Source organism: Marinomonas pontica, from assembly GCF_026191375.1.
GTDB classification, from domain to species: Bacteria; Pseudomonadota; Gammaproteobacteria; order Pseudomonadales; family Marinomonadaceae; genus Marinomonas; species Marinomonas pontica.
Genome location: NZ_JAODTL010000041.1, coordinates 54,464 through 66,391, shown reverse-complemented (window position 1 = coordinate 66,391; position 11,928 = coordinate 54,464). Strand labels below are relative to the sequence as shown.

Genomic DNA, 11,928 nt, shown 5'->3' with positions numbered 1-11,928 from the left:
TTACCAAAACCGACCGAGCAAAACAGGTGGCGCTTGTCATACTGTTTACACAATCTGTGCCAATTCTTTAATTTGTTTTTAACCTATTGATTTTGTTATAAATAAAAAATAAATGGCTGCATTTTTAAAAGACTAAACTGTATGTAATAGGGGGATTGCACACATGGTGAATTTAAAAATGGGTGGGTATTCACCCATTTTAAAGAAGGAGTGTCGATAAGATGGCTTTGAAACTTTGATGCATGGCTTTTTTGCCCGCTAACTTGGCGTCTTGGCGAGAATGTTCGGTGTTTCTGCCTAATGCGGCTTCTAATAACAGTCTATGAGTGGCTTTTTGGGAGTCTAATTGACCTTGTAGGGCAAGCGATAGCGTTGCTTTGAGGAAAACAGCACGGATACTGTCAAAAGGACGGTGATGCTCTACAAACAACGCAATATCCTGTAAGTCTTTTGCTGATAATTGCGCCAGAGTGGGGAGTTTACCTTGCGCTGGCGAGCATTGTCCCAACATAAGCAGAATCAATTCCGTGGGTAAATCAGAATATTGCAGCAGTAGATTGAGGGTAAATTGCTCAATGAAGGTGGCTTGCCATTTGCTGGTTAAGTGGCGTGCTGAGTCTGATATGGGTTTTACCACCATCAGCGAATAGCCGCCGCTGGCGTGATCTTTGGCGGTGCCCATTCTGATGGGAACATAGCCATTTTTTAACCAAAAAGACACCACATCGATGGTCGCCGCAAAACTACTGCACAAGAAGTCGCAATTTTGCTGTGCTGCGCTGTTTATTTGCGCCAGCAATTGAGACGCTAAGCCTTGATTTTGCAGACTTGGGTCGGTGGCAATACGACTGATGCGCCAGTAAGTGAACTGTCCCGCGTTTTCTATTCCTTCATGGGCCAGTAAGGACTGCGGCACCAAGTGCCCCCTTGGTCGGCGTTTTCCCTGCATCACTTCTTGGCTTAGTGTGTTTGGTAAATTGCCTTCTTTTGTCATTATGGCAACACTTTGTACTTGTCCGGCGCGATGCAATACATGTGTTGATACTGAAGGGTCGTCCAAAACCCAACGCAAGTTATCTGGGGAGGTTTGATAATGCGCGCTTACCAGTAATTGGAAGGTATCGGCGAGCAATGGCGAGCGGGTGAGCCATTGCTCGCCTGTCAGTTTTGAATATTCGATGGTCGCTTTATCGACATCCTTGATGGTGTTGGCGTTGTTCTCTGGTGGGGCCAAAAAGAAGCAGTTGTTGATCCAATTCTCAAGTGGGTCATTTCCCCCCATCGAATCGGTTGGTTCAGTGTGAGTGTTTTTAAGGCGTGTTTATGGGGTGTTTTTTGCGAAGCTAAATGATGGCAAAAACGAATGCCAAAGCCCTTCCCGGCGCCTTCGTAGCCGTAGTCCGTGGTGCTAAAAAGAGCATGTTCGGCTTTGTTGTTCAATGTCATGAGCAACGGCAATGGAATCATCGACGCTTCGTCTACAAACAAAAAATCCCAATAAGAGGAATCGCTTATTAATGCGTCAGGCGCAAAAAAAGGCAGGCTTATGTGGTTTTGATTCATCTGCTGATCAAAGCGTGCTTTTAGGCTAACAATCGCTTCTTGATTTGGTGCGCAAACAGCAACGCGCTTTCCTGCTTGAATCAGCTTTGCGATTGAATCGCCAAGCAAGGTGGATTTACCGCGTCCACGTGGAGCGATAAGCACATAGGATTTGGCTTGTTCTGCAAACAAATCGGCTTGGGCGTCAGTTTGCTCTTTGGTCAGTGGCGCATTGGCGTTTACTGGAGACAATGCTGGTAGCGCGGTAACCTGATCGGGTACAGAGCGAAAAGGCGATGCCTCGCTTTGAAGTTGATCTAGCAGATAGCGCTTAAACGCTGAAGTGACTTGTGCAGGTTCGTAAGGCCAAGGCAAATATCTCGCTAAGTCCTGATCGGTCATTGAGAGCCAATCTTCATTGGGCAGTGCAATCGCAAATACTCCATTACCTCGAACGGTACCTGCCAATATGGCCAATGCACTGGCTGAAACACCCTGAGATAAATCCACTAAAATGGCATCGTGACTGCTGCCAAGCTCTTGTCGAGCGTGTTTAAAAGAACACGTTTTAAGGGGGGAGTGAGGAAGGTGAAGCAAGTAACTCATCGTATTGGCCCACATCATGAGCCGAAATCAATACAGAGGAAAAATGTTCGCAGAGCTGACGGAAGTCTGACAGCACCTCATTTGGCGAGCCTGTTAAAAGCAAACAATGGCGGTGGTTGTCAGACTGAGTCATAAAATTCCTTGCGGTTAGACTATTTTTTCAATGTGAAAATAGCCAAGTCCTTCTGCAGCTTAGAAGCAAGCTCACTGATATTTTGGCTGTGCTCTTGCGAGGTATTGGCCTGTGCCAATGTGTCTAATGCCGACTTTTGAAGATCTTCTGAGTTTTGACGAATTTGAGTCGAGGCGACGCTTTGCTCTTCGGTTGCGGCGGCGACATTATTGATACCAATTTCAACGTTTTGCATGGATTGATAAATCTTTGTCAAAAGGCTGTTGGCATGATTGGCTTGTTGAACGCTGGCGTCAACTTGATTGCGACCTTGCTCCATCTCATTTACAGCAGAACGGCTGTTATTTTGCAGGCGTTCAACGACGTTTCGGATTTCTTCTGTCGATTGCTGTGTACGTTGTGCCAGCACTCGAACTTCGTCGGCTACCACGGCAAAGCCTCGACCTTGCTCGCCTGCGCGTGCGGCCTCAATGGCTGCGTTAAGGGCAAGCAAATTGGTCTGCTCGGCGATGTTACTAATGACGGTAACCACTTCACCAATGTTTTTAGAGCTGCTTTCAACTTCTTGAATGGTGTCTGACGCTTTGCTAAAGGCATGCAACAAGTCACTGACAGTGTGCTCCACTTGTTCAACCGCACTGTTACCTTCTTGGGTTAATTGGCGCACTTCCACCGATTCTTCCGATACCTGATTAGAGCTCTGAGCGACTTCTTGAATCGACATGGCGATTTGTGAAATCGCGGCACCCACTTGTGCGCTTGAATCTTGACTGTTATTAGCGCTGTTACGCAGCGTATTGTTAGCCGAAGAAATGCCGTCAGTAGACTGTAACAACGCTTTGCTTGTGGTCAGAATGTTATTAACCAACGCGATTAAACTGTCACGCATCTGGATGGCATCGTTTTGTAATAAATCCATCTCGTTGTTGCTGTCAGCGTCTTTTTTGGTTTTAAAGCGAAACGCCAAATTGCCTTCACCTAATTGATGAAGTCCAGATGATATCTCTTTCAATGGCGCCAAAGACGATCGAATAAAGAACCATAGAATAGCGCTGAGCAGTAACGCTGCAAGCACGCAGACGATGACAATAGCCCAGACAATATTATTGATCTCTTCTTGGTATTCATCGTTATAGGATTTTAATGTCACTACCCAATCCCAGCCTTTTACATGCTGATAGAGCGCTTTAGAAGAGCGAGCTTCTTTCCCTTTACCAGGGATTTCTACCGCATAGGTCACAATTCCACTGTCTGCTTGGTACATCTGTTGGAAGATGTTTTTTAAATCAGGAAATTCAGAATACAAGTTTTTTCCGGCCAAACTTGGGTGAATAAGAATCGTGCCCTCATTTTCCCCTGTGTCGGTGACGTAGGCATAACCTGTTTTACCAAATTGCATGCTGTTAATCGACTGAGCTGACGATTCTAAAATAGCGGAATAGGGAATAAGCAGCTCAATGACCACATTGGGTTGGTTGCTTAGGCTGGCATAATGGCTGATGTACTTTTTATTCCAAAGCGTGGTCTGAGCCGTTTGCGCTGTATGTGTTTGCAATGCTTTGATGGCGCTAGGAACGGTTACTATGCTATCTGTTGCCGTTTGGCCATTTTGATTTTTTAACGTCGTACTGATTCGCACCAAGCCATTTGCGGTCTTGGTTAAAATGCTGGCTTCTAATTGTGCTGAGCGTGCGAATTCGTTTAGTAGGGTGGCATCGCTGTTAAGTGAAACACCTTTCAAGGTGAGTGTCGGACGAGTTTGGCTCGTATCCACCGACAGTGTATTGAGCTGTGTGGCCAGCATATCGCTGAATCGATCGGCCGTTTTGGTTAGTAGCTGGTACTTTGTTTCAAGTTGCTGTGCAATCAGTGCGACTTCTTTTTCTTGGTGACTTGTTACTATATTGTTGATTTCGTAACTAAACAGTCGATCAATGATCAAGACAACCACGGTGAATATAACAAGAATAGCAATGAACGTGCCGAGACCAAGTTGTTTAGGCAACGAGGCTTTCTTAACGAAAGACAACATGAGGTTTATTTCCTTATGGGTAATTAGTTACTGTTACTGGGGGGTGTTTATAAGAATCATTCTTATTTAAGGTGAACATACACCCAAGTATACAGATTGACAATACAATGAATCAATTTGCTTAATAATTAAGAATTGTTTTTAACGACGGGGAATAAAAGGCAGGGCGGTTTAGAGGTAACAATGCCCCCAGTTTTATGGGGGCATTATAGGTTTTTCGATTTGTTTTACCCGATAACAAACAAGTCCATGAAGCGATTCACAGGAGTGGCTTCTAATTCAGCTTGGTCTTTGCAAAGTGTAAAAATAGTTTGGCATTGACCATGTGGAAAGCGCGTAGCCAAGTTGTTTTTAAATTTCTGTTCTAATAAGGGAATGCCTTCTTCGCGACGACGACGGTGTCCGACAGGGTACTCCACCACGACCTCTTCGGTACTGCTGCCATCTTTAAAGAACACTTGAATTGCGTTGGCGATAGAGCGCTTGTCGGCTTCTAAATATTCCGCGGTGAAGCGTTTGTCTTCGACAATTTCCATTTTGTCACGCAGTTCATCGATGATGGGGTTGGCGGCATGAAAGTCGTCTTCATAATGCTCAGCGATTAAGTTACCAAAGGCCAACGGCACGGCGGCCATGTATTGCAAGCAATGGTCGCGGTCGGCGGCATTTGCCAATGGGCCAGATTTGGAAATAATACGAATCGCGGATTCATGAGTACGAATCACTATCTTGTCGATCTCTGCTAAGCGATCTTTTACTTGAGGGTGCAAGGTAACGGCCGCTTCGGCGGCGGTTTGAGCGTGGAACTCGGCTGGGAAAGAGATCTTGAACAAGACGTTTTCCATCACGTAGGTGCCGTAAGCCTGCGAGAAAGAAAACTCACGTTTGTCATCAGGTTTGATGGCTTGGTCTTTGTTGGTTTTCGAGAAAGATACATCATAAAAGCCCCACTGATCGGCCGTTAACACACCGGGAATGCCCATTTCTCCTCGCATTGACATATCGGCCAAACGCACCGCACGAGACGTTGCATCGCCCGCCGCCCAAGATTTACGCGAGCCAGCATTTGGCGCATGGCGATAAGTCCGCAGGGCGGAACCATCGACCCACGCTTGCGAAATCGCCGCCATTATTTGCTCTCTGTCACCGCCCATCATCTTGGTCACCACAGCAACTGAGGCTACGCGCACTAATAAAACGTGACACAAACCCACGCGATTGAACGAGTTTTCTAGGGCGATAACGCCTTGAATTTCGTGTGCCATCACCATGGCTTCTAACACTTCACGCATGGTCATTGGGCTTTCGCCATGGGATAGTCGAACTTGTGAAAGGTGATCGGCGACGGCCAGAATACCGCCTAAGTTATCAGATGGATGTCCCCATTCTGCCGCCAACCAGGTGTCGTTGTAATCCAACCAGCGAATGATACAGCCAATGTCCCACGCGGCTTTCACGGGGTCGAGGGACAAAGACGTACCCGGAACGCGAGCACCATTCGGCACCACTGTGCCTTGTACAATGGGGCCAAGGTGTTTAGTACATTCTGGAAAGCGTAGGGCAAGCAAACCACAGCCGAGGGTATCCATTAAACAATTGCGTGCTGTGTCGAGCGCTTCTTGGCTTTCGACTTTAAAATTCAGTACATAATCCGCGATATCTTGGATGACTTGGTCGTAATCTGGGCGGTTGTTTAGGTCTACGTTATTGCTCATTTGTGATCCTTAATCGTTAAATTTTTATGCTTATGTTGGATTAATGGCGGTCGTCGATGTCGATCCACTCAGAATGCTCCGGCCCAATATAATCGGCGCTTGGTCTAATAATGCGATTGTTCGCTCTTTGCTCCATGACATGAGCGGCCCAGCCAGTAACACGGGAGCAAACGAAAATCGGCGTAAATAACTTGGTGGGAATACCCATAAAGCGATACGCGCTGGCGTGGAAAAAGTCGGCGTTGCAGAAGAGTTTTTTCTCGCGCCACATGACAGCTTCGCAGCGCTCTGACACGGCGTACAAGTGATCGTCGCCGACGTCTTCGCTGAGCTTTTTGGCCCACTTTTTAATGATGTCGTTGCGTGGGTCTCGCTCACTGTAAATAGCGTGACCAAAGCCCATGACTTTTTCTTTATTGGCGAGTTTTTGCATCAAGGCAGATTCGGCTGCCTCAGGGGTTTTCCATGGCTCTATCATGTCCATCGCCGCTTCATTTGCACCACCATGAAGTGGGCCACGTAAGCTGCCAATGCCGCCGGTGACACAGGAAAACATATCGGACAAAGTAGAAGCGCACACACGAGCGGTAAAGGTCGAGGCGTTAAACTCGTGTTCAGCGTACAAGATCAAAGAGGCGTTCATCACTTGGGTGTGAAGGGCGCTTGGTTCTTTGTCATGCAGCATGGTGAGGAAATGACCTGCCAAAGAAGGTACGTTGGCATTGTGTGTATTAACGCGTACGCCATCGTGGGTGAAACGATACCAATAAACCACCATAGCCGGCAGCGTCGCGACCAATCGATCGGCGCTATGTAAAGCCATCGAGGGTTGCTTTTCAAACGGCAGTTCAGGTTCAAGGTTGCCTAAAAAAGAACAGCCTGTGCGTATCACGTCCATTGGATGAGCACTGGCGGGAATCAGTTCTAAAACCGCTTTTAGCTCGTCAGGCAAGCTGCGTAAACTCATTAATCTTTGCTCGTAATCGTGCAGTTGTGTGCGATTAGGTAATTTGCCGTATAGCAGGAGATACGCGACCTCTTCAAAGTTCGCTTTGTCCGCTAAGACATCAATGTCGTAGCCACGATAGGTTAATCCGGAAGCGGCTTTGCCAACGGTACAGAGTGCGGTTTCGCCTGCGCTTTGGCCTCGTAGACCCGCGCCAGAAAGTACTTTAGCCATTTTTCTACTCCTTTTTCTTATTGTTAGAGAAGAGATTGTTATTTCTAAAAAACGGGGACTCTTACTTTTTGGAGAAGAGCGCGTCTAATGTGTTTTCGTATTCATGGTAGTTGAGAAACTCGTAAAGCTCGTTACGGGTTTGCATTGTGTCGACTACCTTGCGCTGGTGACCATCGTTTAATAAGTGCTGATAGACGTTTAAGGCGGCTTTGTTCATGGCGCGAAATGCGCTGAGTGGGTAAAGCACAATATCCACACCAGCGCTGGCCAATTCTTCTTTGCTGAACAATGGTGTTGCGCCAAACTCAGTGATGTTTGCCAGTACTGGCACTTTCACCGCAGCGACAAATTCTTTGTATTGGTCCAAGGTGACCATGGCTTCGGGGAAAATCATATCGGCACCGGCTTCAACACACGCAATCGCGCGTTCGATAGCCGACTCCATACCCTCAACTGCCAAGGCATCGGTGCGCGCCATGATGACAAAGTCGTCGTCAACTCGCGCATCTACGCAGGCTTTTACACGGTCGACCATTTCGTCTTGGCTGACAATGGCTTTATTGGGGCGATGACCACAGCGCTTTTGTTGGACTTGGTCTTCAATATGCACAGCCGCCGCGCCGGCTTTTTCCATTTGTTGAATGGTTCTGGCGATGTTAAAGGCACCACCAAAACCTGTGTCAATGTCGACTAAGAGTGGCAGGTTTGAAGCGGCCGTAATGCGCCTAACGTCTTCTAACACATCGTGTAAATCTGTCATGCCTAAGTCTGGCAAACCATAAGAGGCGTTAGCAACGCCGCCGCCAGACAAATAAAGGGCATGGTGGCCCGTTTGTTCCGCCATCATGGCGCAATATGCGTTTACCGCGCCCACCACTTGCAGTGGTGACTGGGTGGCGACGGCGTGTCTAAAACGGGCGCCTGCGGACAATTTGCTCATTGATTTCCTCTCTTATTTTTATTCGATGTGTGGTGAATGGATGGCGGCTGTGAGCTGGCTGCTGCTTGTTGCATCGCTTGTTCCAGTAGTTTTCTGGCACGGCTGATATGGCGTCGCATCAACAGTTCAGCAAGGTCGCCTTCATGGTTCGCTATCGCATCCAAAATGGCTTTGTGCTCGCGTAACGCTTGACGCGGGTCGCTGCGTTGGTCTGCGGTATGACGACGATACATGCGAATTACTGCATACAGTTCTTCGGTCAATAAACGAATCAGCTTGGCGTTATCGCTGGCGTGAATGATGCGCAAATGAAAATCGTCGTTGCCGCCTTGTTGCACGTAATGTTCGTCTTGATTGGCATCTAGGTGCGCTTGGTGCTTGTTGAGCAATGCGTACAAGCTGTCTATTTCATCCGATGGCATATTGCTGGCGGCTAACCGAGCGGCCATGCCTTCTAATGCTTCGCGCATAGTAAAGGTGTCTAGCATGTCTTGCGTGTTGAGCTGAATAACACGAGCGCCCACATTGGCGGTGCGGGTGACTAGGCCTAGGCCTTCTAGTTTGACGATGGCTTCTCTTAATGGCCCGCGAGAAACGCCGTATTGTTTGGCGAGCTCTGGCTCTGATATCTTACTGCCTTGGGGAATATCTCCCTGCACAATGGCATTAGTCAGTTGCTGTGCGATGTCTTCAGACAGGGTCGCGGATTTGATCGAAATAAGGTTGTTCATAAAAGGACGAAGCGCTTTATTGTTGACAATATTGAAAGTTATAGTCGTATTTTGTGTGTTTATCAATATAGATTGTCAACAGTTTCTGGTTTTTCATCTTATTCTTTAGTCGTAGACATATCCGTGTTGAGAGAGCGTTCAGTCACTAACATTGTGTTTATTAAGTGGTTTTTTCTTTTTATTGGTGAGGAATGCTTGGTTGAGTGGCAAAAACTGATAGAGTCGTGAAAAGGCTGTCAATATCCTCATGATCTAATCTGTCGACAATAACCTTGTGTGAATGGTGGATTAGACAATATCAAAGAGAAGGGAAACGATGAAAAAAATTAAAAATGAAGCGGCACTGAGTAAAAAAGCCATTCAAGTTGGCGAAAATTATGCGCTTAAACGTGGCTATGCGGGTTTTTCTTCCACCATGTCGGCGAATGAAAAAACCGAAGCCATTTATCGATTATTGGTATTGGATAAGTTGGTGGTGGCGTTGCCTGCGGACAAAGAAGACTTACCCAGCATGAAGCACAAGCTTGCGTTGTGGATTCAAAAACTGCTTCCAAAAGACGATCCACTGCTTAAGTAAATTGTTGTAGTGTTCGTTATTAAATCTCCAGCGGCAGTGTGGTGATGTTTTTCACTTCGCGCATGGTGAAATGACTCTGCGCTTCCTGAATGTGTGGCAGTTGCAATAACTGGCTGCGTAGGAAGTGTTCGTAGCTTTCGATGCTGTTGGACACCACTCTTAAGCTGTAATCCATCGCGCCAGAAATCGTCCAGCATTCGACCACTTCAGGGTAGTCGACAATGGCTTGCTCGAATTCATCCAACATCTTTCTGCCATGGGAAGAGAGTTTGATGTTCACCAAGACGACGATACCCAATCCCAGCTTGTTTCTGTCTAAAATCGCTTGTGTCGAACGAATGTAGCCTTCTTGTTGCAAACGATGAATGCGCCGCCAGCAAGGCGATTGGGACAAGCCTATTTTATCTGCGATGTCTGTCGCGCTGAGGCTGCCATCGTGTTGTAAAAAATTAAGAATCTTACGATCGGTCGAGTCTAGGTTTTCCATAGAGTGCATCTCATTAAAGTAGTATTAACGATAAGAGATTCTCGGTGTTTAATTCAACACTTTGTTGGGTAATGCTGGATTTGAGGCTGATTACCAGTCTATGGGGTGGTTATTCCAATCCAAATACGCGGCTTTGTTGTCCATGGTGACACTTTTCATAATGGATAAAAGCTGTGTGGCAACAAAGTCTGCAGTGAAAAGTTTGTCTTTTGGCACAGATCGTTGAAAAGGTTTGGATAGCGGTGTGTCTGTGGTGCCGGGATGAAAAGCAATAAGCTTGACGTTTTTTGCTCTTCTGGCGTATTCCACTGCGCTGGTTTGAATCAGCATATTGAGAGCGGCTTTTGAGGCTCGGTAACTGTACCAGCCGCCAGTTTTATTATCTGAAATGCTACCAATTCGAGCACTGAATAATGCAACTTGTGTAGCTTGCTCGCCTTGTAAAACGGGTAATAACTGGCTGAGCCACAGCATGGGAATGATGGTATTGGTATGAAATATTGTTTCTAGCTGAGAAGCTCTGATTTCTTCTAGCTTTCTTTCTGGCATCATACTCTCGTCATGCAAAACACCATTGCAGATCAAGACTTTATTTATCTTTCCAGAATAAGGCGTCAGTTTTTTACAGACTTGCTGAATACTGGCTTCCGTATAATCAGACTCTAGCCATTGAGTTTTTTCATCAACTGGATTGTTTGGTAAAGACCGGCTGACTGCCAATATTCCAAGGCAGTCTTGATCGCCTTCAAATTGTTGAATTGCGGCTTGAGCTATCGTGCTGCTCGCGCCTATTACGAGAGCGTAGAAAGTGGGCATGTTAAAACTCCAAAAAAACGAAAGTGGCGAAATCCGCTAAAGGTCACAGCGATCTTTAAGGCATGATGCGCAGCGTGGTTTGCCAGTCACAAAAGCAGATATTGGATGACGGTAACGAGCAAAAACCTTGTAGCCCATATCGGCAAAAAACCGAATGACTGGCCATCGGAGTGCCTGCATCCATTTGTGTTTGCCCACGAGTTTCCACGCAAGACAGGTGACGTCTAATCCTTTGAGTATTTTTCCACACGACAATTGGCCATGAAGAAGCTTATCCGCTTCGATTGGGTCGATATGTGGAAATTTATTCTTGAAACCGTCAGCGTGAATGTCTTCTAATTGGAGCTGATTATGATGGTCTAATGACCGAAGTGTTTGCATTTCAGCGGTACAAAGCGGGCAGTGGCCATCGTAGAAGATCGTCAGCATGTATCATTACTCTTAATCTGATTGATGAGTAATGATACGAGGTTAAGAAAAGATTAGATCAGTTTGGCTCGATCTTTTAATAGTGAGGGTACAAAACCAGTAAGTGCATGACGCACACAATGGAAGTCAGTCCGAAATTCATCGACAAATACGGTTTGATTGTTTTGGTTGGCTTTAACCAGCGGGCTTCAATCCAGTAAAGACTAATGAATCCAAGTAACAGCAGCACCACGGAAAGTTCGGGTGTATTCATCAATAAAGAGCACCAAGCAGACAGCAAAATAATATTGCTTGAGATTAGCAGCGTTTTGCCTGTGTTATTTTCAGGTTGCTCAATGACTCGCCCCCACAATACACCACTAATGAAGCTTAAAATAATGGCGCCATAGGTCGCAAAAAATGTCACCCCAGTTTTGCCAAATAAGGTGTCGTTGGCAAGGTTTAAATAGGTTGCCAAAAGAAAAGGAAGAATGCTCAACGTAGCAAGTGTTATGACTACGGGCTTATAAGAACGCATGTTGTTACCTATAAAAAGTACGGTTAAAAATACAAATATGAAAACAATGCGAATTATCTAATAATTTGGGCCGTAAAACAGTACTTAATGACCTTGTTTTGTCCTATTTTTGTGCATAAAAGTGTAAAGTTTTTTGTCTTTACTCATGATGAATCGCCATTGAGCGAGATACGGTCAAAGAGTACAATGGTCGGCTATATTTGAATTGAACGTGATGCCGCAA

The 11,928-nt window shown here is 46.1% G+C and carries 13 protein-coding genes; 1 reads left to right on the top strand and 12 read right to left on the bottom strand.

Translation table 11 applies throughout. The annotated features are described in order from the left end of the window. Positions 1-199 precede the first annotated feature (199 nt). The 8 genes from N5P32_RS10525 to N5P32_RS10490 all read right to left on the bottom strand — a co-directional run bounded on the left by N5P32_RS10525 (position 200) and on the right by N5P32_RS10490 (position 8,879). Entirely contained in the window at positions 200-1,234 is a 1,035-nt protein-coding gene (locus N5P32_RS10525) for a GNAT family N-acetyltransferase (protein ID WP_265729031.1), read from the bottom strand. Next, positions 1,162-2,148 (bottom strand): tRNA(Met) cytidine acetyltransferase TmcA domain-containing protein, encoded by a 987-nt coding sequence (locus N5P32_RS10520; RefSeq protein ID WP_265729030.1) that lies wholly within the window; start codon positions 2,146-2,148, stop codon positions 1,162-1,164. Before N5P32_RS10520 ends, N5P32_RS10525 begins: the two co-directional genes overlap by 73 nt. Then, positions 2,111-2,281: a hypothetical protein gene (locus N5P32_RS10515; protein WP_265729029.1), complete on the bottom strand. Its 171-nt coding sequence runs from the start codon at positions 2,279-2,281 to the stop codon at positions 2,111-2,113. The genes N5P32_RS10520 and N5P32_RS10515 overlap by 38 nt, the downstream gene beginning before the upstream one ends. 19 nt (positions 2,282-2,300) lie before the next feature. After that, positions 2,301-4,313 carry a methyl-accepting chemotaxis protein gene (locus N5P32_RS10510; protein WP_265729028.1) on the bottom strand — a complete coding sequence of 671 codons (2,013 nt, stop codon included), beginning with the start codon at positions 4,311-4,313 and terminating at the stop codon, positions 2,301-2,303. Positions 4,314-4,540: 227 nt separating this feature from the next. Next, complete coding sequence (gene prpD, locus N5P32_RS10505; RefSeq protein WP_265729027.1) at positions 4,541-6,028, bottom strand: 2-methylcitrate dehydratase; 1,488 nt, start codon at positions 6,026-6,028, stop codon at positions 4,541-4,543. A gap of 40 nt (positions 6,029-6,068) precedes the next feature. Beyond that, positions 6,069-7,208 carry a bifunctional 2-methylcitrate synthase/citrate synthase gene (gene prpC / locus N5P32_RS10500; RefSeq protein WP_265729026.1) on the bottom strand — a complete coding sequence of 380 codons (1,140 nt, stop codon included), beginning with the start codon at positions 7,206-7,208 and terminating at the stop codon, positions 6,069-6,071. Positions 7,209-7,269: 61 nt separating this feature from the next. Next, complete coding sequence (prpB, locus tag N5P32_RS10495) at positions 7,270-8,148, bottom strand: methylisocitrate lyase (RefSeq protein ID WP_265729025.1); 879 nt, start codon at positions 8,146-8,148, stop codon at positions 7,270-7,272. Further along, positions 8,145-8,879: a GntR family transcriptional regulator gene (locus N5P32_RS10490; protein WP_265729024.1), complete on the bottom strand. Its 735-nt coding sequence runs from the start codon at positions 8,877-8,879 to the stop codon at positions 8,145-8,147. Before N5P32_RS10490 ends, prpB begins: the two co-directional genes overlap by 4 nt. Positions 8,880-9,195: 316 nt before the next feature. Between N5P32_RS10490 and N5P32_RS10485 the strand changes: the two genes are divergently transcribed. Further along, on the top strand, positions 9,196-9,456 hold the full coding sequence (locus N5P32_RS10485) for a DUF5062 family protein (RefSeq protein ID WP_168822450.1): 261 nt from the start codon (positions 9,196-9,198) through the stop codon (positions 9,454-9,456). A gap of 19 nt (positions 9,457-9,475) precedes the next feature. Here N5P32_RS10485 and N5P32_RS10480 read toward each other — a convergent pair whose 3' ends face one another. The 4 genes from N5P32_RS10480 to N5P32_RS10465 form a co-directional block, all read right to left on the bottom strand. Then, positions 9,476-9,943: an Lrp/AsnC family transcriptional regulator gene (locus N5P32_RS10480; protein WP_265729023.1), complete on the bottom strand. Its 468-nt coding sequence runs from the start codon at positions 9,941-9,943 to the stop codon at positions 9,476-9,478. A 90-nt stretch (positions 9,944-10,033) separates the two neighbouring features. Beyond that, the gene (locus N5P32_RS10475; protein WP_265729022.1) at positions 10,034-10,759 is read right to left on the bottom strand and encodes an SDR family NAD(P)-dependent oxidoreductase; all 726 of its coding nucleotides are present in this window, start codon (positions 10,757-10,759) and stop codon (positions 10,034-10,036) included. 36 nt (positions 10,760-10,795) lie between these two features. Next, entirely contained in the window at positions 10,796-11,188 is a 393-nt protein-coding gene (locus N5P32_RS10470) for a thiol-disulfide oxidoreductase DCC family protein (protein WP_265729021.1), read from the bottom strand. 76 nt (positions 11,189-11,264) lie between these two features. After that, a complete protein-coding gene (locus tag N5P32_RS10465) occupies positions 11,265-11,705 on the bottom strand; it encodes a DUF3429 domain-containing protein (RefSeq protein WP_265729020.1) in 441 nt (146 codons plus the stop codon). Positions 11,706-11,928 lie beyond the last annotated feature (223 nt).